We start from the raw sequence: 21,095 nt of genomic DNA, 5'->3' as shown, positions 1-21,095 counted from the left end.
TCATTTTTCCTATTATTATCCCAAAGCGACATCCAAAATCATCATAATGACAAAACCTAACATCGTACCAAAAACTCCATAATGAGTACCCTCTGTAGACGATTGTTGGGCTTCAGGAATTAACTCTTCCACCACTACATAAATCATCGCTCCGGCAGCAAAAGCCAAGGCATAAGGTAAAATAGCTTCCATACTGGCAACTAATACGGCACCAACGACTCCGGCGATGGGTTCCACAATTCCTGACGCTTGTCCATGGAAAAAAGCTCGTTTACGGCTGAGACCTTCTTGTTGCAAAGGAATGGAAACGGCGGCTCCTTCTGGGAAGTTTTGAATCCCAATTCCGATTGCCACGGACAATGCTGCTAAAATAGCCACTCGCGGATTATCTGAATTCGCCGCAGCACCAAATGCCACGCCAACCGCTAAGCCCTCTGGAATATTGTGCAAAGTAATAGAGAATACTAATAAGATTGTACGTTTAAAATGACTGGGTATTCCTTCTGCTTCTTTTTGACCAAAATGCATATGAGGTAATATTTTATCGGCAGCATACAAGAATAAACCACCAAAAGCAAAACCTATACTGACAACTAACCAAGGAATATCTCCTCTTTCTGTTGCTCGTGCAATTGCTGGATCAAGTAAGGACCAAAAACTCGCTGCAATCATTACTCCTGAAGCAAAACCTAACATACTACTTAATACATTGCGATTAATACTTTTAAAGAAAAAAACCAAACCAGCACCTAAAGCTGTCATAAAATAGGTAAACCCCGTACCTACTAAAGCTTGCTGCCAAGGTTGTAAAGAGACAAGCCAATCAATCATTTTCATTCCTCCACGTTTACTTAAAATAACTAATATTGTCTATATTTTAAGATGTACCAAAAGAAATATCAAGGAAAGGGTAGAGAAAACGTGAAATTCATCTCAATATCTTGAAACTTTCACTTATCATCGCTATAATGCTAGGAGACCTCGGTCAATAAAGTATAAACAAAAGTGAGGAAAAAAATTGATTACAGTAAGTGATGTTAGTTTGCATTTTTCAGATCGCAAACTTTTTGATGATGTGAATATTAAGTTTACACCTGGAAATTGCTATGGTTTGATCGGTGCAAATGGTGCTGGTAAATCAACTTTTTTAAAAATATTAGCAGGTGAAATTCAACCTTCTACCGGAAATGTAACCTTAGGACCAGATGAACGTATGGCCGTTTTAAAACAAAATCACTTTGATTTTGAAGATCATACAGTTCTTGAAACAGTCATCATGGGACATAAACGTCTCTATGATGTGATGAAAGAAAAAGATGCGATTTATATGAAACCTGATTTCAGTGATGAAGACGGGATTCGTGCCGCAGAATTAGAAGGCGAATTTGCCGAATTAGATGGTTGGGAAGCAGAACCTGAAGCAGCCGTTTTACTTCAAGGTTTGAATATTACAGAAGATTTGCACCAACTACAAATGAGTGAATTAACTGCCGGACAAAAAGTCAAAGTATTGTTAGCTCAAGCCCTATTTGGTAAACCTGATGTACTATTACTAGACGAGCCGACAAACGGATTGGATATTCAATCGATTGCTTGGTTAGAAGAATTTTTGATTAACTTTGATAATACCGTTATCGTTGTTTCCCATGACCGTCATTTCTTGAATAAAGTATGTACTCACATGGCAGACCTTGATTTCGGAAAAATTAAATTATATGTCGGAAACTATGATTTCTGGTTAGAATCTAGTCAATTAGCGGCTAAATTACAATCACAATCAAATGCGAAAAAAGAAGACCAAATCAAAGAATTACAAGAGTTTATCGCACGTTTCTCTGCGAATGCTTCAAAATCAAAACAAGCAACTTCTCGTAAAAAAATGTTGGATAAAATTACTTTAGACGATATTCAACCATCTTCTCGTCGTTACCCATTTGTTGGTTTCAAACCAGAACGTGAAATTGGAAATGACTTGTTACAAGTGGAAGATGTGACTGTAACTATTGATGGTAAAAAGATTTTAGACAAAGTTTCATTCACTTTAAACAAAGATGATAAAGTAGCTTTCATCGCAAATAATGATATTACTACCACTACTTTATTTAAAGTAATTATGGGAGAAATCACGCCTGATTCAGGAAATGTTCGTTGGGGTGTCACAACTAGCCACTCTTATTTACCAAAAGATCCAAGTGCTGAATTTGATAACGAGCTAACTATTTTAGACTGGTTACGTCAATATGCCAACAAAGAAGAAGATGACAATACTTTCTTACGTAGTTTCTTAGGAAGAATGTTATTCTCTGGTGATGAAGTATTGAAAAAAGTCAACGTATTATCTGGGGGCGAAAAAGTTCGCTGTATGTTATCTAAAAACATGCTTTCAAAAGCCAACGTTTTGGTTTTAGATGATCCAACGAATCACTTAGACTTAGAGTCAATCTCAGCATTGAATGAAGGTTTAATGGCCTTCACTGGTTCATTACTATTTGCTTCTCATGACCACCAGTTTATTCAAACATTAGCCAATCGCATCATTGTGGTATCAGCGAATGGTGTTGTGGATCGTGCAGAAACAACTTATGATGATTTCTTAGCAAATACTGATTTACAAAAACGTGTCGCAGCTTTATATGCATAAGAAAGAAACGTCTTGCCATAAGTGGCGAGACGTTTTTTCAGTTAGTACGAATTCTAAGTTTGGAAAGGTTTAATCCATTTTTCATATTTTTTATTTAAAAAATAGAAACTCTCATGACCACTTACCGCTAGTATCGGGTCTTCTTTTAAATAAAAAGCGATATCTTCTGGAAGTTCGGAAGTCCCCCATTCAAACAAAGAAGAGGAATATTTTTTAATATATTTACTGTAGAGGAATTCATTTCATAATAATAAATTTTCCCAATTTTTTTGCCTTTATCATTTCGTTAGTCAACCAACTATTTGTTTTCTTTGATTTAAGAAAGTAGTACAACAAATTTCTTCTCCTTCGAAATTTTCTCAATTCTTTATTTAATATATTATATTTTTCATAGCATTAATCTTGAATATCTATATGAAAATTTATGACTGAATCATAGCATATATTTAAGTCTAGCAACCATTTTTGTCTTAAACGTGGGATATTCATACCTGAACGCTTTCATTTAGATTGGTATTAAAAAAAATTGTTTCTAATTTTAATTCATCACTTGTAAGCAGGTAAAAGTATCTATTTTTATTCAATCACTAATGATACCCGTTCGACTTCACGTTTTCTTGATTTTTCGATAGCCTCACCAATTTTATCCAAAGTAAAATCAGCATCCACTAAATCAGTAAATAGATATTTGTCGAAGTTTCGAGATAGGAATTTTAATGTTTTGTTCAAATATCAAGGATGGTAACGATAAATACCCAAAACTTTAAAAGCACCTCATTTTTTATAATACATATATAGGTTAAATTCTGTATTATGTTTCTTTTTTTATCACAATATTGAAATTATTTTCACAATAAAAAAAGAAACCTACTAAAAAGTAGATTCCTTCAAATAATAAAAATAAGTTCTATCTTTCCTTACTTCCCATTGAAAATACGGCGATACAACCATAACCAGTATGACTGGCAATTGTTGGTCCTAGAGGGAAGCGGGTAACTGGTGTTTCTGGGTATTTTTCTTCTAATTGTGCTACTAGTTTTTCAACGATTTCATCGTCTCCACTATGGGCAACATATAAAGCATTCACAATCGACAAATCAATATCTGTTTCTGTTTCCGTTACTAATTTTTGAATCGCTTTGTTACGTCCACGAATTTTATCAACATTTTGTAATTTACCTTCTGTATCTATGTGAATAATGGGTTTTACATTTAACAAACCACCAATCGCTGCAGCTGCTTTAGAAATTCGCCCCCCGCGTTCAAGATGTTTTAAATCATTTACAGTAACCCATGAACGAAGATGTCTTTTGTTTGTTTCCAACCATTCAACAATCTCTGTGATGGATTTTCCAGCATCTCTTAACGCCACTGTCTCCATCACTAACATTCCTTCACCTAAACTAGCTGCTTGAGTATCAACACTGTAGATTTCTGCTTCTGGGTATTCTTCTTTTAATAATTCAATCGCTTGTAACGAACTGCTGTAAGAACCACTTAAACCAGAAGAAAAGCCGACATATAAAATAGGAATTCCTTTTTCAGCATACGGACGGAAAAATTCCATATAACGTCCCACATTAATTTGTGAAGTTGTTGGTTGCTTATTTTCCTTCAAACATTCTAAAAACCATGCATAGTCAAAGGTTTGACCTAAATCATCTATATATTCTTTACCTTCTAAATCTAAAAACATTGGAATGTAATCAACATTCGCTTGATCTAATACTTTTGCTGGTAAATCACAACACGCATCTGTTATTATTTGAAACATTTTTTCGCCTCCTAAACGAACTTTGATACTTCATTATAGCAAATAAAAAAGGATACAACAGAAAATGAATTCCGTGTATCCTAAAAATGTTAAATTTGTGACCAAACACTTTCTAAAATGTTGGTTTGGTTACGGTCTGGACCCACTGATAATGTAGAGATACGCACACCAACTAGTTCAGAAATACGACGAACATAGTTACGAGCATTTTCAGGCAAATCACTCAATGATTTACAACCAGTAATATCTTCTGGCCAACCTGGTAACTCTTCATAAACTGGTTTGCAGCGATTTAATTCTTTTAAGCTTGCTGGGTAATGGTAAATTAACTCGCCATCTAATTCATAAGCTGTACAAATTTTCACTGTTTCCAAGCCACTCAATACGTCAATTGAGTTCAATGAAAGATTAGTAATACCTGATACACGACGAGAATGACGCATAACAACGGAGTCAAACCAACCTACACGTCTTGGACGACCGGTTGTTGTTCCGTATTCACGACCCACTTCACGAATTGTGTCCCCTACTTCATCAAATAATTCTGTTGGGAAAGGACCATCTCCCACACGAGAAGTATAAGCTTTACATACACCAACAACTTTATCAATCTTAGAAGGACCTACACCACTACCAATGGTTACTCCACCAGCAACTGGATTAGAAGAAGTAACAAATGGATAGGTTCCTTGGTCGATATCCAGCATAACTCCTTGGGCACCTTCGAATAATACACGTTTTCCTTCATCTAACGCATCATTTAAGATGACAGATGTATCTGTTACATATTTTTTAATTTGTTGACCATATTCATAGTATTCTTCAAAAATGTCATCAAATTCAATTGGCTCTGAATCAAACATGCGGACGAACTGGCGATTTTTTTCTTCAAGATTAATGCGTAGACGTTCTTCAAAAATTTCTTTGTCTAATAAATCAGCTACTCGAATACCCACACGAGCTGCTTTATCCATGTAAGCTGGACCGATTCCTTTAATTGTCGTTCCAATCTTATTTTCGCCTTTTGCATCTTCTTGTAATTGATCTAGTTTAATATGGTATGGCAAGATAACATGTGCACGATCTGAAATACGCAGATTTTCTGTACTTACTTCATGATCTTTCAAATAAGCTAGTTCTTTAACCAATGATTTCGGATTAACAACAACCCCATTACCAATGACACTGATTTTTTCTTTATAGAAAATCCCAGATGGAATTAAATGCAATTTATAAGTCACACCATCAAATTTAATTGTATGGCCTGCATTGTCTCCTCCTTGATAACGTGCGATTACTTCGGCATTTTCACTTAAAAAGTCCGTGATTTTCCCTTTTCCTTCATCGCCCCATTGTGTTCCTACTACTACTACTGATGACATATGAATACCCCTCTTTATTTTTAATGTATTCCTAAATAATTGTAACAATTTTCAGGCCTAATTTCAATAAATATCGAATATTCAATCGTTAAAAATGAAATTATCTATAAAATGACGAACGATATTTTTATTTTATCGACAAAAATACTGAAATAACGAAAAATAGACTGTGACACAAGCAAAAACAAGACTAAAATATCCGGAGAAAATAGAATGAATTTTATCAATTTGAGCTAAATTTACGATTCGGACCAACTGGACCGCAAGAGTACTCTTCTATCTTTCGGTTATTATACTGTTCAACTACTTATCTCACAGTCTATTTTTTAATGTCTTAAAACTTTTCATATTTCTGATACAAAACTTCTAAGGCTTCCATTTCTTCTAACAGCTTTTGACCAGTATTGGTTTGTCTTACTGGAATCCGTTCTTCCACCGCTTCAATCAATCGCTTGGTAGAAAGAATATCTGTTTTTTGCAGAACTGCATCTTCCACAGTAGAAAAAGACTGATGGGCAACTAATTGTAAACCATAACTATTAGAAAGTAAGGTATAGCCTGCCAAACCAGTTTGAGACTGATAGCTTTTCGCAAAACCACCATCGATAACTAATAAACGACCATTTGCTTTAATCGGACTTTCACCTTTTTTAGCTTGGACAGGTGTATGACCATTAACAATATGTCCCGTTACGGGTAAACCAAATGTCTGTAAAATTTCCCGACAAATACTTTCTTCATTTCGCAAACGATAGTAGGCATTTTTTTCTTCTTTGTGCGTAGCTTTATCTTCAATATAATAACGTTCAAAAGTCGTCATTGCTTGTTTACCAAATAAAGAAGAGCACTCTCCTGTCCACAAATACCACAACAAATCAGTTGCTAAATCATCGCTTATTTCTGGTTGTTGATAGCTTTTACGTACTTGTTTTTCAAATAAATCAAGTAGTTCTTTTCCAGAATATTGTTTTTTCTTTAAACGAAAGGATTTAAAATCGCCATTTTCATGTAGCGGAATACAACCGTGAAGCAGTAGGTTGCCATTATAACAAAGATACATATTACCTTTTTCTATTAGGAAGTCCATATGTCTCCGTAGTTTTTCTGATGCTTGAAAGGAAACTAATAATTTTTCAAGCAACTCTTTTTCTTCAGTTGTTAAGGCGCAAGGATTGCTTGGGTCAACTGTTGGAGCTTGAAAATTGGTTAGTGGATAATGATTGTTATACAGTTGAATTTCTTTCGTCTGATAATTTATCTGTGCTAGCATTCCTCGATCTTTCATATCAAATTCAGGACGACGAGCAATCAATTGTCCTTCTAATTTAAATTGTAAAATAGCGGTTGCTTGTTGAACAAGATTTAGATTTTTTCTTTCCATATCTGACAAGGATTGTTCATCGTCTACATGGGGAGCAAATTTTTCACTCGGTAGATAATGTTTTTGACTGTACTCTATCAGAGGACGGACATTGATACCATAACGATCCTCGACGATATCTAAATTCCCATAACGTGCACAAATACGTAGCAAATTAACCATCGCAATCGGTGAACCCGCCATCGCTGCTATCCAAACAATGTCATGATTCCCCCATTGAACATCTACAGAATGATGCTCAATCAGTCGTTCTATAATAAAATCTGGTGCTGGTCCACGATCATAAATATCTCCTACGACATGAAGATGGTCGACGACAAAGCGTTGAATTAAGTAACATAAATCAATAATCAAAGCAGAAGCTTGCTGTAAATCAATAATTTTATCGATAATTCCATGAAAATAATTTTCTTTTCCAGGTTCTTTTTGAGCTTCTGTTAATAATTCTTCAATGATATAACTAAAATGACTAGGTAACGCTTTACGGACTTTTGAACGAGTGTATTTTCGACCAGCAAAATTAACGGCTTGAATCAATCGCTGAATATTTTCAGCATACCAATTTGTTTTTTCCTCTGCCGTTTTCCCTGATAAAGCAAGTGAAATTTTCTCTTCTGGATAATAAATCAGGGTAGCTAAATCGTCAATATCCACATTCGGAGCTTCCGCAAAACATTCCACTAGCTTCTCTTTGACACTTCCCGAACCATTTCGTAAAACATGGTCAAAAGCCGCAAATTCCCCGTGAACATCACTCAAAAAATGTTCCGTTCCTTTAGGTAAGTGGAGGATTGCTTCTAAGTTAATAATTTCGGTCACGACATTTTCTTTATTCTGAAATTTCTCTTTTAACAAACCATAATATTTTTTATCCATCATTTTCTCACCCCATATGGTTTGTACTATACCAAAACAATTCAACTTGTACAATATTTCAATATAAGTTAATTTGGACTTTGTTAAAATAGCAAAAAAATTCCGCTTGAAAATCCTAAAGATTTCAAACGGAATAATCTATTTATGGATAAAGAGAATGTAGTTGCATAAACAAAAGTATAACGACTTTTTCTTCTACTTTTCAAATCCCCATTTTTCTTCGTATGAAGAATGCTCTTTCATTGTTTCCATTGTCGGCATCCTACCTTGAGCTCCAAAACCAGTCACTGAAATAGACGCAGCCAAATTGGCAAATTTTACAGCTTCTGCTAATGGTAAACCTTGAACAATTGCTAATGCTAAAGCTCCATTGAAAGTATCACCAGCTCCGGTCGTATCTACGATTTTTGTTGAAAAGCTGGGAATCTGTTGTTCCTTCTGTCCATCATTAAAAATAGCTCCTTTAGAACCTAAAGTAACAATTAAATGATTGGCATGTTTTTTTAAACAAGTGGATAAGTCTTCGTCTGGAAAAAGAAGCTTAAATTCATGCTCGTTAGGCGTTAAATACGTAATTTTTTCAAGAATTTCCGGTGATACAGTTCTCGCTGGTGCTGGATCAAGCAACACTGGAATTTCATGTTGATAACAGTATTCAATAATTTTTTCATTGGTTTTTTGAGGGATCTCATGCTGTAAAATCACAAAACTTTCTTTGTCTAACAGTTTTTCCAATTGTTCTTTCTCTAGAAACACTTGATTATTCGCACTAGGAATCACAATAATACTATTATCTTCTTCTGAAAGAGTGATATGTGCTGAACCTGAGGGAAGATCTGTTATACGTTCTACCTTGTCTATCGTTATTTTTTGTTCCTGCAAATTTTGAATAATTTGCTTACCAAACTCATCGCCACCTACAGCACCAACCATTTCTACATTTCCACCTAATCGACTAGCAGCTACTGCTTGATTTGCACCTTTGCCACCAAAGGCTGTTTGGAAATCTTCACCAAAAACTGTTTCTCCTTGCTTAGGTTTCTTCTCCACAGAAACGACAAAATCCATCGAAAGACTTCCGATAACTATGATTTTATTCACCTATTTCCCTCCTTCAACTTCATTTGTAAGTAACTATCCCTATCCTCTCAACAAAGGAAAGGTCATACAGTGAATACCGCCACCTAATTTTAAGGTTTCTGATAGATTCACTTCGATCACTTCCACGCCCTTGTCGCGCATTTTCTGATTCATTATTTGATTAGAAGCCAACGAAAGAACTCGGTTTTCTCCCAAAGCTTGAACATTGTAGCCATGAAGAAAAATGACTTGTTCTTCACCTTCGATAAGTTGAATATCTTTTTTCTTTAATAAGTCCGTAAAGTCCGCTGAAAGACCTTTTTTATATCCTACTGCAAGATTTGGCGTGATCAAATTAAAACACATGTCTAAATGCAAATAATCAGGGTTGGCCGGTACAGGATGAACTTCATATCCATAGGGAGCCAAAATATTTTTGACTTGCTGAAATCCTGCTTGATTGGTTCGATCAAGTAGACCTAAAGCAATCGTCTTTTCATCAAGAAAGGCAAAATCTCCTCCCTCAAAATACCCATCACCAGTTACTTCTCCTAATAAAGAAATATCTAATTGATCCATGCTTTCCTTATAAAATAAGGTTTCTGCTTGTCTAATTTGATGTTTAAAATTCCCCATCACGTAACCTTCTTGCACACAACCACCAAAATCTCTAGCAAAAACAGCATGAGGGAGCGCTTGGGTAGTAGAAACAACACTAACTTCTACACCCACTTCTTGATACACGGCTTGTAGTTGGTTAAATTCATCTTCTACAAGTTCTTCATTTATTTTTTTCATGTTCCATTTTTTTGCAATTTCGTTCAACTGCTCGGCAGCTTGAAGATGATTTGGTTTCGACATTAAGACTTTCTTCAAGACACTGGTTCCGTTCTTTACGTACATCCTCTCACCTCATATTATAATTTTTCTCTTTTTAACGTATCACAATTTGATGATTTTTCAAAATTGTCGTTACTTTTGAGATAATTAACTTGTCCTTCATCAAAAGAATAGTATCCACTATGCTATAATATTATCTCAAAAAAGGAGGGTATTTGTAATGAAAAAGAAAATGCTGGCATTTTTATCGATTGGTTATGGGTACTCGACGGCTGTTTTTTTCTAGAATAAACAATCAACGGGTGGAGTCTGCCCAAAAATAACTAGAAAATAACTTTTGAGGAGCACTAAAAATGAATAAAATAATCCGAAATAATCCAAATACAATGCCTAATCCGGTTGGTAATTATAGTCATGTTACAAAAATCCCTAAAAACTCTGAACTATTTACTTTTTCAGGACAAATTGGTGCAAATAAATCAGGTACACTTCCTGAATCCTTCAATGAACAAGTAACCAACACCTTCAAGAATATTCAACTAGCTTTAGCATCAGAAAAATTAGATGCCTCCAATATTATCAAAGTCAATATTTGGGCAACGGAAGAAATTGATTGGGATTTTTTCTATGAGACGTGGGATAATTTCTTTATAAATCAAAAATATCCAGCCATGACCATTGCTTATATCCACGCCTTGGGTTTACCTGAAATAAAAATTGAAGTGGACATTTGGGCGGCAAAACCTGAATAGCTACTCATACCAAAAAAGGAAACAAAGTTATCTTAGGATTCTTTGTTTCCTTTTTTGAATTTTTTCGTGCACTATCTACACTTGCAACAATAATATATTCCAACTTTTCTGCTATGCTACATCACAAAATCCTTCTGTTTGATAATCATTTTTTGCTTTTATTGTAATTGATAAGTAAATACTTTTTAATCAATTCCTATCGATATGACGATGCTTTTAAGCCTGACGATCGGACTAAAAAAAGCGGTGGACCATATAGGATGACTGAAAAAAATAAACTTTGATGAACAGTAAAAAAACGAGACATTTACGTCGTCTCATTTTTATACAATGATTGTTTTATTTTAGGTAAGATCAATAAACTGATGATTAAAAACACGGATATAAAAATTATGTATACAAAAATAAATGTGCTCGTTAAAGATAAGTTATTATATAATTCTGCAGAAGTTGTAGAATTATTAATTTTTAACCCCGTTATAGTAGAAATTGTCGTATTTGGTTGTTATGTAAATAGTGCATAGAAAGAATTTATTAAAAATAAAACTACAAAAAAAAAGAGAACCTAAACCAACGTTCTTTAAAATTTTCAAAGTGAATCCCTCGCTTTCTTTTTAGGCTATTTAATATTTGCCCAGAGATTCTAAGATAGAAAGTCTAAATTCTAGGCTTTCTATCTGTTGAAGCAATCCCTTTAAGCATATTCTTCCCTCGGTGAAAGAGAGGAGAACTTATTGTATTCTTTGATAAAGAGGAGCTCCACCGTTCCGCGAGCTCCACTCCGGTTTTTTTCGATAATAACCTCAATGATATTATCATTTTGAGGGGCTTCGACTTCTTCCTCTTCTCCTTCGCGTTGATAATAGTCATCACGATAAAGGAACGCCACGATATCCGCATCCTGCTCAATAGAACCTGATTCACGAATATCACTCAGGACTGGACGTTTGTCTTGTCGCTGTTCCACTCCACGAGAAAGCTGAGATAAGGCGATCACCGGTACTTTTAATTCTTTGGCTAATTTTTTCAATTGACGAGAAATCTCTGAGACTTCTTGTTGGCGATTTTCTCTACCAGTTCCTTCAATTAATTGCAAATAGTCAATCAAAATCAAGCCGAGATTTCCTTGTTCTTGAGCTAACTTACGGCAACGTGCTCGGATTTCAGAAATCTTAATTCCGGGTGTATCATCAATATAGATACTCGCTCGAGACAAAGTTCCCATCGCCACAATCAAATTATCCCACTCTAGCGGTGTTAGCTGACCTGTTCGCAAGTGACTAGCTTCAATTGCACCCTCTGCACATAACATCCGGTTAACCAGTGATTCAGCCCCCATCTCCAAACTGAAAATAGCAACGGTATTATCTGTTTTGGTGCCGACATTTTGCGCAATATTTAGTGCAAAAGCCGTTTTACCTACGGCTGGACGAGCGGCCAAAATAATTAATTCTTCTTTTTGTAAGCCTGCAGTCATCCGATCTAACTCATGATAGCCAGTTGGTAAACCAGTAATGGCTTCATTTTGTTGAGCCAGCAAGTCGATGTTTTCAATCGTATTTTCCAATACATCTCTGATACGTTTAAAACCAGTACTGTTACGTTTTTCAGAAACTTCTAAAATGCTTTTTTCCGCATCGTCAACAATCGATTGAACTTCTTCTCCTTGTTCAAATCCAGCTGTCACAATTTTGTTCGCTGCTTGAATTAAATTGCGTAAGGTTGCTTTGTCATCAACAATTTTTGCGTAATAAGACACACTTGCAGAAGAAGGAGAGGCTTGACTCAGCTCTGTTAAATAACTGATGCCACCAATATCTTCTAAAGCATTGCTTTTTTCGACTTCTGCTTTGAGCGTGATCAAATCAATCGCTTCATTGCGATCGTTTAATTGAATCATCGATTGAAAAATGATTTGATGTCCTCGACGATAAAAATCACGAGGTTCGATTAATTCCATGGCTTCAATAATCGCATCCGCATCCAAAAAGACCGCACCTAAAACGGCTTGTTCTGCTTCAATATCTTGAGGTGGAATTCGATCTTGCCAAACTTCATTCATAATTTTCGTCTCCTATATTTCTTCTGATCCAGCGATTTTGCAAAAGGAGAGACTGTGATCAAAGGGCAATAATCCTCAGCAAATAATCTAAGATGAATCGCATTTTTCCCTATTCATCAATCATTTTCTGATTTCATTGTCGCTCTTTGCCACAGTCTGACACTTATTGAAAATATTACTTCATTATTCGTTTACAACGTGTACTTTGATAGTCGCTGTCACTTCAGGATGTAATTTGACGGGCACATCCGTAAAGCCTAACCCACGAATTGGTTGTTTTAAATCAACTTTACGCTTATCAACAGTCACTTCATATTGTGCTTTTAATGCATCAGTGATTTGTTTTGATGGAATTGATCCAAATAAACGTCCATCTGCACCAGCTTTAGCTTTAATTTCTACTACCGTTTCTTCTTTTTCAATTAACGTTTTTAATTCTTTAGCCTCTGCTAAGATTTCCGCATCGTGTTTTGCTTGAGCTTTCTTTTGACCTGCCACTACTGCCATATTTCCACGATTGGCTTCTTGAGCTAAATTGTTTTTGATTAAATAGTTTTGAGCATAGCCAGTAGGTACTTCTTTGACTTCCCCTTTTTTTCCTTTGCCTTTTACATCTTCTAAGAAAATTACTTTCATATTGATTGCTCCTTTTCTTCAAGTCTTCTTAATTCATTAAATAGCATTTCTCGCACTTTTTCAAGAGGCTCTCCTGTAATTTGTGTCGCCGCGTTGGTGAAATGCCCACCGCCACCTAGTAATTCCATCAATTTTTGGACATTGATTTTTCCAGAACTACGTGCACTAATGCCTACCTTGTCCTCTGCTTGCATCGTTACAACAAAAGCTGCTTGAACATCATTCATCGACAGTAAAGTATCGGCTGTTTTCGCAATCGTGACACTTTCATAAATTTTATTTTCAGCCCCCACTGCCATCACAACATCCGAACTAACATATTCACTTCTAGAAACCAACTCACTAATTTGCAAATAAGCATGTAAATCCGAGCTTAACATTCCTTGGATTTTTGAGACATCTGCTCCTTGATTTTTTAAATAGCTAGCAATATCAAAGGTTCTACCTGTCGTACGGACAGAAAAACTTTTGGTATCCACATAAATGCCAGCTAATAGCATCGTCGCCGTCATACGTGGCAGTTGATGCTCTTTATCCACTTGATACTGAATCAGCTCTGTAACGAGTTCTGAGGCAGAAGAAGCGGAGGATTCGATATAGGTCAGTAGCGTACTATTAGGAAATTCATCTCCTCGTCGATGGTGATCAATAATTACTATTTTTTCAAACGCTTCATAGACTTCTTGGGAAATCGAAAGGGAAGGTTTGTTATAGTCGACCATCACTAAGACACTATTTTTGTCCAATAATGTCAAAGCTTCCTGAGTAGAAATAATCTGTTGCGCTAGTTCAGGAATTGCTGTAATTTCTTTCAATGCACGCGTAATATCCTCTGCCACTTCTTCTTGATTCAAAATCACGTGCACCTCTTTGCCACTAAAGCCAGCTAAAGTTGCTACACCAAAGGCAGCACCAATCGCATCCATATCCGGATATCGATGCCCCATGATAAAAATCCGTTGATTCTCATTAAAGATTCGTTTTAAAGCAACACTCATCGCTCTAGAACGCGTACGACTTCGCTTAATCGAACCATCTGTATTCCCACCATAAAATTGGGGTTTTGATTGCGGATTGGTATCTTTTAGCACTACCTGGTCGCCCCCACGAGCCAAGGCAATATCTAAATTATTTTGAGCGACTTCACCAATTTTTTCAGCCGACTCGATACCGTAAGAAATCCCCATACTCATCGTCAACACAATGTCACTGTGAATTTCAGCATCTCTTGTTCGTTGCAATAAATTAAATTGGTGCTCCTGCATTTTTTTTAATGCGTCTGATTCAGCCACAAAAAAATAGCGTTCTGAATTGATTCGTTTATAAAATGCCTGATGTTCATGTGCCCAATCAGAAACCATTGTCGTAATCAATGTATTCAGATAGGAGATATGTTTATCATCCATTTTATCAATGACATCATCATAATTATCAATAGAAATGATCCCGATTACTGTAGCCATTTTTCACCCCATATTTCTCCTAATTCTCCCTAACAACATGAGAAACTTTACGTTTGATTTTACCACAAAATGGGTTTTTTAGCGATTAAGTGGATGAGGAGGGAGGGAGATTAATTAATAACTTAGTTCTAATTATAATCAGAACTAAGTTATTGAAAAGATGCTAATTTGTGGTGAAAATAAAAAACTGATAGTTACAAATAGTCCACTATTTGATAAATTACCCAGTATCTTAACTTCTTTTTAATTCCTATTTACTCGTCAACCTTATCTCTGCTATATTACCTATCACAATGTATATTTCAGAAAACTGATCGTATCCAGAACAGTCAAAGATTAATTCTAAATACTTATCCGTATTGTCATCAATAATATCCGCTTTTCTATAAGGATAAAATCTATCATTATCTTTTAATTGGATAGTATTTTCTCCACTGTATGTTGGGAATTTTTCCATCTCATCAACCGATATTTTCACAGTAAACGTAGTCGGATAGGCGATAGCTTTGGTAATTTGAATACTATCACTTGTACTTGATTCAAACTCAACAATAGGAAATTCTTTTATTTTGACAAATGAACAGGTATTTGCCAATTTCCTTTAAGATTTTCACCTTCTTTTGTAAAAAACTTTTATATAATATTAGATAAAAAAAGCGGAAGTAGTTTTTTTGCTTAGGAAAATTTATCAGAATAAAATTTACATTTTTTGATTGGGAAAAGACAGAGGATGTTCTGCTTTCCCTCGTAAACAATCATCCAAAATAAAATACTTTAACAGATTATTCGTTTGTTCAATTGAGCACGCCAATAAATAATACTGACCATTAGGAATATGCTCAAATGTATGACACTTTTTTGTCACTAAAGCTGCTCCGACTACCGGTTTATGATTCGGAATCAATGTATGAAATAAACCAACAAAAGTAATACTTGATTTGTAATTTTCAGGATAATGAATATGTACCGTTAACTGATTGTTAGTAGGATTTGATTGTTTATCGACAAACTCCATTTGTGCTTGATCATCGTATACTTTCGTTAATTGAACCAATGCTTCTACTTGATTTTTATATTCTCGAGGAGACAAGCCTGTTTTTTGGCAAAGGTCGTGGAAAAGGTGCCTAAACTTGAAAAACCAGAAGCAAAGCTAGAATCGGTAATCGATTGATTCCTTTTAAGAAATTCTTGTTTGGCATATTCAATCTTAACAGAGGACAAATAATCAGCTGCAGAAAAACCCGTAATTCGTTTGAATTCACGACTAAAATAATATTTGTTGTAGCCAAAATGAGCCGCAATTTCTTCAATCGTGATTTCTTCTACGGTATGTTCTTTCATATAGATTAAAATCTCCGACAACAGCTCTTTCATTTTAACGACCTCCTCTCGCTCTTCTTACTAAGAGTATATAATCCTCGATTGTTAGAGTAAAGGTTGGGGCTTAGGTTCGATAAGTCATACAAAAAAACTCCCTCACCGACAATATCGATAAGGGAGTATTCATTAGTTTCCTTTAGCTAAATCTAACACATTTTCAATGGTTGATTCAGCTGATAATTGTGGATTATGGAAGAAAATCGTTTGTTTGGCTGCAATGTAATTGTTTAAATAATAGATTTCACTTGTATCCAGATGACTTTTAAAAGGAATATCATCGAGAGACAAAAGCTCTTGATTTGACTCTAACAATGATTGCTCTTTGTAGAAAAAAATCGCTTGGTTCACTTTTTCTTCTACTTTTAATCGTTCACTTTTTAGTAGTTTTCCGACTAATTTTTGTGTTCTTTTTAAAAGCAGTTGTCGATTTTCTTCATGGAATAAAAGCCATTGATAAATCGTTTGATCGACCACTAACGGTCGTTGGGTCATTTCGTAAAAAAATAACAACAACTCAATACATTTACCATTAAATTTACTCTCAAGTTGAAAGAACTTCTCTGGATGCTGGGTTAATCTAGCCAGCATTTTTTGTTTACTCATCAAATTATCAATCGGCACTCCCGCATTACCACTATCAAGTAAAGCAAGATCATAGGACAAGCGCAACGGACCTTCCACAGGATACAAAGTAGAAGACAGTGACACATCGCCAGAAAAGAAAATTCTTTTTTTATGGAAAAACAAACTGTACCAATTACTGCCAATCACATGTCCAGAATAGCCCCAATAAAATTCCAAATGAGGGGTGATTTTCTGCCAACTTCTGTGAAGATGATTTATAAAGATTTTAAAATTCAACGGTAACTTTTTTTTTGCCAACCATCGATGGGTAACTTCGGAAACAATGACCGGACCTTGATAGCCAAATTTTACTAATAAAGATAAGGCACCTATATGATCTTGATGTAAATGAGAAATAAAAACTGCCGTTAACTTATTGACATGTCTTTGAGTCAGATCAGGTAAACGTTGGCTTTCATCATTCATCAGTCCACAATCCAGTAAAATGGCCTCGCCTTTTTCTTCAATGTAAAAGCAATTTCTCCCATATTCACCGCAACCGCCTAAAACTTCGACTAAGATGACAATCCCTCCTTGATTTTCCCTCTTTCAATCCAAACAACAAAGAAGCACGTCATCACGATGGTAAGAACCGCCATCGCCATGCCTGAGTTGACATCTCCTTGTTCAAACTGACGGAAAATAAAGGTAGCACTGGTTTCAACAGCTGGCGGCAGAATCAAGGAAGAAGCGACTAGTTCGCGCATGGAAATAATAAAGGTCATCATCATTCCTGTTAACACACCTCTTTTTAACAAAGGAAAATAAACTTTGAAAAAGGCCGAACCTATATTAGGACTAAATACATCGGTTGCTTGGAAAACTGAGGACCCAATTTGAATAATATTATTTTTTACATATTGGACGGAATACGGTAGAAACAAAGCACAGTAGGTTAGAACTGGCATTATTCGTGTATTGTAGACTGTCACTGGTATCCAAGAACTGTTCCAAAACAGAATCATTCCCACAACTAAGACAATTCCTGGCACAATATTTGGAATCAGACAAAGAAAATCAAGAAATTTTTGCGTTGTTTTATTGCCTTTTTGAATATAAACGGCCGCAAAAAATCCTAAAGCAGCAGTAATAACGCCGGTCAATGTCGCAAACAATAAGCTATTTAAAAAGGCAGATAAGCCTCCTTGTTGATTTTGGAATAATTGTCGATAGGCATCTAAACCAAAGTTACTCCATGCTAGACCGTCTCCTCTGACTTTCATTAAAGATGTCATAAAAATGGTAAAGTAAGGAATCACAATCGAAAACAATAAAATCAAACCAACAAAAAGACAAGATGCACCAACTACCCATTTGTTTGTCACTAAAGGAGCTTTTCTATTTGCATTTGATGTGCCATGAATAAATCGTTGAATGACTTTCACTTGAATCAACCAAATAACAAAGCAAATGACAAATAAAATAAAGGATAACAAGGTAGCTTTGGAAATACTAACCGGCCAAGAAGAAAGATTGCTATGAATTTCGGTTGTAAATACTTTATAGCCAATTCTTGTACCAAAAGTAATCGGTGTACCAAATTCAGATAAGGTTTTAACAAAGATAAACAATGCACCCAATATCAAGCTAGGAATTAGTAAAGGCAAAGAAACTTTTAGCCAATTGATTAAGGGATTTTTTCCATAAATAATCGCTGCATCTTGGAAAGAACCTTCAATATCCAACATGCTATTTTTAATCATCAGATACAAAGTTGGAAAGAGATGTAAGCTCATAATCATAACCATGCCAAATAACGAGAAAAACGGTGTAGACAAATAGCTTAATTTTGGAAAAAGTTGCATCAAAAAGCCATTTTTTTGCATAAATAATATCCAACCCATTGCACCAATATAAGGTGGTGTCATAAAGGGTAAAGTGAATAAAATATCCAACCAATAATAGTTACGTAAAAAAGTTTTTGTGGTAATCAGAGCCAAAGGAAAAGCAATAATAAAGGTCCCAATAATCACCCAACCACCTAACTTTAATGACTGCATGATTAAAAGATAAGTTTTACTACTAGTTAAAATAGGAACCAGAGCGGTCATTGAAAAATGACCCTCTGGGAAAAAAGCGTAAATGAACAAAGCAAGTATTGGGAACACGGTGACTACACTAATTGCCAAGGTAATCACGCTAAAATATTTTTTACTTGAAATCATAGTTAACCCTACTTCTCGCTAATATCAGTAAATTGTTCTAATACTTCCACTTGTTTTGCTTCTGAACCAGTCCAGTCAACATGGATTTGGTCAATCTCATCTATAGCAACACGGTCTTTAACTGGAATGTCACTATTTCCTGGCAATAGGTAAGCGTCAGCTACTAATTGTTGACCTTCATCAGATAAAAGGAAATCAATAAAAGCTTGAGAGGCAGCGACTTCTTTTGAAGTAGTTGTAATACCAGCAGCACGTGGACTAACCACAGTTCCACTTGTCGGATATACGATTTCGACTGGTTCGCCATCTGCTTTTGCTTTATATGTCATGTAGTCAACACCAGATAAAGTGATATCTTTTTCGCCAGTGATAACCGCATCTAAAGCTTCTTTATTGGCTCCCATGATTTGTAAGCCATTATCAAACCAAGATTCGATTGTTGGCCATCCTGCATCTGTTGTTGTATATCCATAAATGAAATCTAGTGCAGAACCAGAAAGTGTTGGATCAGGCATGTTGAAAGTCCCATTCCATTTAGCATCTCCTAAGTCAGACCAGTCTTTTGGTGGCTCTGTTACACTGTTTGTGTTATAAGCGATTCCTAAAGCTGAAGCACTGTAAGCAAAGTAGAAATCATCTGCATCAATCCAATCCGTATTAATATTTTCTTTGCCGATTGCTTCTGAATAAGCTTGTAATTCACCCGCTTCTTTTAAACTATCCATTGAACTTAAGGAAGCCAATACCAAAACATCAGCAATTGGATTGCCTTTTTCGGCTTCTAGTTTTGCTAAAATTTTTCCAGTTGTTCCTTGGAATAAATTGACTTTTACCCCTGTTTTTTCTTCAAAGGCTGTTTGAATTTTTTCTGCTAAACCATTGGGACCTGCGGAATAAACCGTAATTTCTTTGCCTTCAATCGAATCAGTGTTTTCTACTACTGAAGAGGCTTCTGTTGCTTCAGATTCTGAGGCATTCGTTGTATTGCTTGTTTCATTACTATTTCCATTTCCACATGCCGCTAATGTCAATGCACCAAATAAAAGAATTCCTAGTTGTTTAAATTTCATTTTTATTTCCTCCGATTTTTGTTAAATGTTTTTTATTATAATAAATATCACACGTAGAACCATTTTCAAAAGGTTGATTTGCATAGAACAACCAAGAAAACTGCTGAAGCTTTCCATGAATAATATAGTGTTGTCCGGTAAATTGACTGAGAGTGACGGTTAACTGTTCTTTTGAATCTGCTTGATTGGTTTGAGACGTTTGAATGTATTCTGGACGGATAAACAAATCATCTTGTACTTGATTGATTTTCCCAATAAAATGAGCCACATATAAATTGGCTGGTTCTTGGTAAATCTCATTTGGTGTACCAATTTGACTGACTTGTCCTTTTTCCATCACAATAATTTCTTCCGACATCGACATCGCTTCATTTTGATCATGAGTCACAAAAATTGCTTGACTGTCTGTCTGATTTAGCAATTGAACAATATCCGTTTGCATTCGCTCTCGCAAGACCGCATCCAAAGCAGACAAGGCTTCATCAAACAAAATCACTTTTGGTTTTGGTGCAATTGCGCGAGCCAAAGACACTCGTTGCTGTTGTCCACCTGATAATTCACCTGGCTTTCGTTCAGCAAACTCTTCCAAATTCACCAAGCGTAAGGCTTCCATAACTTGTTTAGTTACTTCTTTTTTCTTTCCTTTTAAACTGTAGGTCACATTCTCAAAAACGGTCATGTGAGGCCACAAAGCAAAATCTTGAAAAACCATTGCTAAATTTCGTTGATTTGGTGGAATATTGATTTTTTGTTGATCTGAAAAAACCGTTTGATCATCAAAAATAATCTCTCCTCCATCCGGTTGAACTAAACCAGAAATAATTTTAAGTAAGGTTGTTTTCCCACAACCAGATTCTCCGAGAATCGTCGTAAATTTTTTATCTAATTTGAGGCTAATATTTTGTAAAACAGTTTTATGGTCGTAACTCTTATTTATATTATTTAGTTGAATCGTCATTTGATTATCCT

Annotated in this window: 19 protein-coding genes; 2 read left to right on the top strand and 17 right to left on the bottom strand. The window is 35.4% G+C overall.

What is annotated here, in order from left to right:
- Positions 1-15 precede the first annotated feature (15 nt).
- On the bottom strand, positions 16-831 hold the full coding sequence (locus tag AC4BBX_RS08885; RefSeq protein ID WP_490453508.1) for a ZIP family metal transporter: 816 nt from the start codon (positions 829-831) through the stop codon (positions 16-18).
- Between the two features lie 187 nt (positions 832-1,018).
- On the opposite strand from AC4BBX_RS08885, the gene AC4BBX_RS08880 reads away from it, so the two are divergent.
- Positions 1,019-2,641: an ABC-F family ATP-binding cassette domain-containing protein gene (locus AC4BBX_RS08880; RefSeq protein WP_490453507.1), complete on the top strand. Its 1,623-nt coding sequence runs from the start codon at positions 1,019-1,021 to the stop codon at positions 2,639-2,641.
- Positions 2,642-3,217: 576 nt separating this feature from the next.
- Here AC4BBX_RS08880 and AC4BBX_RS08875 read toward each other — a convergent pair.
- The 6 genes from AC4BBX_RS08875 to AC4BBX_RS08850 form a co-directional block, all read right to left on the bottom strand.
- Positions 3,218-3,370: a hypothetical protein gene (locus AC4BBX_RS08875; RefSeq protein WP_490453506.1), complete on the bottom strand. Its 153-nt coding sequence runs from the start codon at positions 3,368-3,370 to the stop codon at positions 3,218-3,220.
- Positions 3,371-3,548: 178 nt separating this feature from the next.
- On the bottom strand, positions 3,549-4,415 hold the full coding sequence (locus tag AC4BBX_RS08870; protein ID WP_490453505.1) for a DegV family protein: 867 nt from the start codon (positions 4,413-4,415) through the stop codon (positions 3,549-3,551).
- Positions 4,416-4,504: 89 nt separating this feature from the next.
- The gene (locus AC4BBX_RS08865) at positions 4,505-5,797 is read right to left on the bottom strand and encodes an adenylosuccinate synthase (protein WP_490453504.1); all 1,293 of its coding nucleotides are present in this window, start codon (positions 5,795-5,797) and stop codon (positions 4,505-4,507) included.
- Positions 5,798-6,131: 334 nt separating this feature from the next.
- Complete coding sequence (locus tag AC4BBX_RS08860) at positions 6,132-8,054, bottom strand: fructose-1,6-bisphosphatase (RefSeq protein ID WP_490455794.1); 1,923 nt, start codon at positions 8,052-8,054, stop codon at positions 6,132-6,134.
- Between the two features lie 195 nt (positions 8,055-8,249).
- Positions 8,250-9,155 (bottom strand): ribokinase, encoded by a 906-nt coding sequence (gene rbsK, locus AC4BBX_RS08855; RefSeq protein ID WP_490453503.1) that lies wholly within the window; start codon positions 9,153-9,155, stop codon positions 8,250-8,252.
- Between the two features lie 39 nt (positions 9,156-9,194).
- Complete coding sequence (locus AC4BBX_RS08850; protein WP_490453502.1) at positions 9,195-10,037, bottom strand: dimethylarginine dimethylaminohydrolase family protein; 843 nt, start codon at positions 10,035-10,037, stop codon at positions 9,195-9,197.
- 290 nt (positions 10,038-10,327) lie between these two features.
- On the opposite strand from AC4BBX_RS08850, the gene AC4BBX_RS08845 reads away from it, so the two are divergent.
- Entirely contained in the window at positions 10,328-10,726 is a 399-nt protein-coding gene (locus tag AC4BBX_RS08845; protein ID WP_490453501.1) for a RidA family protein, read from the top strand.
- A gap of 694 nt (positions 10,727-11,420) precedes the next feature.
- Here AC4BBX_RS08845 and dnaB read toward each other — a convergent pair.
- From dnaB to AC4BBX_RS08795, 10 genes are all read right to left on the bottom strand, one after another.
- Positions 11,421-12,788, bottom strand: a complete 1,368-nt coding sequence (gene dnaB, locus AC4BBX_RS08840; RefSeq protein ID WP_490453500.1) for a replicative DNA helicase — start codon at positions 12,786-12,788, stop codon at positions 11,421-11,423.
- Between the two features lie 183 nt (positions 12,789-12,971).
- Positions 12,972-13,424: a 50S ribosomal protein L9 gene (gene rplI / locus AC4BBX_RS08835; RefSeq protein WP_490453499.1), complete on the bottom strand. Its 453-nt coding sequence runs from the start codon at positions 13,422-13,424 to the stop codon at positions 12,972-12,974.
- A complete protein-coding gene (locus AC4BBX_RS08830) occupies positions 13,421-14,887 on the bottom strand; it encodes a GGDEF domain-containing protein (RefSeq protein WP_490453498.1) in 1,467 nt (488 codons plus the stop codon). Before AC4BBX_RS08830 ends, rplI begins: the two co-directional genes overlap by 4 nt.
- Before the next feature lie 250 nt (positions 14,888-15,137).
- A complete protein-coding gene (locus tag AC4BBX_RS08825; protein ID WP_490453497.1) occupies positions 15,138-15,482 on the bottom strand; it encodes a hypothetical protein in 345 nt (114 codons plus the stop codon).
- 105 nt (positions 15,483-15,587) lie between these two features.
- A complete protein-coding gene (locus AC4BBX_RS08820; protein WP_490453496.1) occupies positions 15,588-15,941 on the bottom strand; it encodes a hypothetical protein in 354 nt (117 codons plus the stop codon).
- Between the two features lie 5 nt (positions 15,942-15,946).
- Positions 15,947-16,261, bottom strand: coding sequence for a helix-turn-helix transcriptional regulator (locus AC4BBX_RS08815; RefSeq protein WP_490453495.1), 315 nt, complete (start codon positions 16,259-16,261; stop codon positions 15,947-15,949).
- Between the two features lie 132 nt (positions 16,262-16,393).
- Positions 16,394-17,413: an MBL fold metallo-hydrolase gene (locus tag AC4BBX_RS08810; RefSeq protein WP_490455793.1), complete on the bottom strand. Its 1,020-nt coding sequence runs from the start codon at positions 17,411-17,413 to the stop codon at positions 16,394-16,396.
- Complete coding sequence (locus tag AC4BBX_RS08805) at positions 17,407-19,056, bottom strand: ABC transporter permease (RefSeq protein WP_490453494.1); 1,650 nt, start codon at positions 19,054-19,056, stop codon at positions 17,407-17,409. Before AC4BBX_RS08805 ends, AC4BBX_RS08810 begins: the two co-directional genes overlap by 7 nt.
- An 8-nt stretch (positions 19,057-19,064) precedes the next feature.
- Positions 19,065-20,126, bottom strand: coding sequence for an ABC transporter substrate-binding protein (locus AC4BBX_RS08800; RefSeq protein WP_490453493.1), 1,062 nt, complete (start codon positions 20,124-20,126; stop codon positions 19,065-19,067).
- The gene (locus AC4BBX_RS08795) at positions 20,116-21,084 is read right to left on the bottom strand and encodes an ABC transporter ATP-binding protein (protein WP_490453492.1); all 969 of its coding nucleotides are present in this window, start codon (positions 21,082-21,084) and stop codon (positions 20,116-20,118) included. The genes AC4BBX_RS08800 and AC4BBX_RS08795 overlap by 11 nt, the downstream gene beginning before the upstream one ends.
- Positions 21,085-21,095: the final 11 nt, after the last annotated feature.

The sequence above is a fragment of the Enterococcus sp. AMC1157 genome (genome assembly GCF_058216555.1).
The sequence above is the reverse complement of the archived record's forward strand: the minus strand, read 5'-3'. Positions and strand labels throughout refer to the sequence as shown.

Excerpts from the sequence above, each read along its gene's own strand:
- AC4BBX_RS08870 (WP_490453505.1), bottom strand. The coding sequence starts at position 4,415 with ATGTTTCAAATAATAACAGATGCGTGTTGTGATTTACCAGCAAAAGTA.
- rplI (WP_490453499.1), bottom strand. The coding sequence starts at position 13,424 with ATGAAAGTAATTTTCTTAGAAGATGTAAAAGGCAAAGGAAAAAAAGGG.
- dnaB (WP_490453500.1), bottom strand. The coding sequence starts at position 12,788 with ATGAATGAAGTTTGGCAAGATCGAATTCCACCTCAAGATATTGAAGCA.
- AC4BBX_RS08815 (WP_490453495.1), bottom strand. The coding sequence starts at position 16,261 with ATGAAAGAGCTGTTGTCGGAGATTTTAATCTATATGAAAGAACATACC.
- AC4BBX_RS08800 (WP_490453493.1), bottom strand. The coding sequence starts at position 20,126 with ATGAAATTTAAACAACTAGGAATTCTTTTATTTGGTGCATTGACATTA.
- AC4BBX_RS08845 (WP_490453501.1), top strand. The coding sequence starts at position 10,328 with ATGAATAAAATAATCCGAAATAATCCAAATACAATGCCTAATCCGGTT.
- AC4BBX_RS08860 (WP_490455794.1), bottom strand. The coding sequence starts at position 8,054 with ATGGATAAAAAATATTATGGTTTGTTAAAAGAGAAATTTCAGAATAAA.
- AC4BBX_RS08885 (WP_490453508.1), bottom strand. The coding sequence starts at position 831 with ATGATTGATTGGCTTGTCTCTTTACAACCTTGGCAGCAAGCTTTAGTA.
- AC4BBX_RS08865 (WP_490453504.1), bottom strand. The coding sequence starts at position 5,797 with ATGTCATCAGTAGTAGTAGTAGGAACACAATGGGGCGATGAAGGAAAA.
- AC4BBX_RS08850 (WP_490453502.1), bottom strand. The coding sequence starts at position 10,037 with ATGTACGTAAAGAACGGAACCAGTGTCTTGAAGAAAGTCTTAATGTCG.
- AC4BBX_RS08830 (WP_490453498.1), bottom strand. The coding sequence starts at position 14,887 with ATGGCTACAGTAATCGGGATCATTTCTATTGATAATTATGATGATGTC.
- AC4BBX_RS08805 (WP_490453494.1), bottom strand. The coding sequence starts at position 19,056 with ATGATTTCAAGTAAAAAATATTTTAGCGTGATTACCTTGGCAATTAGT.
- AC4BBX_RS08795 (WP_490453492.1), bottom strand. The coding sequence starts at position 21,084 with ATGACGATTCAACTAAATAATATAAATAAGAGTTACGACCATAAAACT.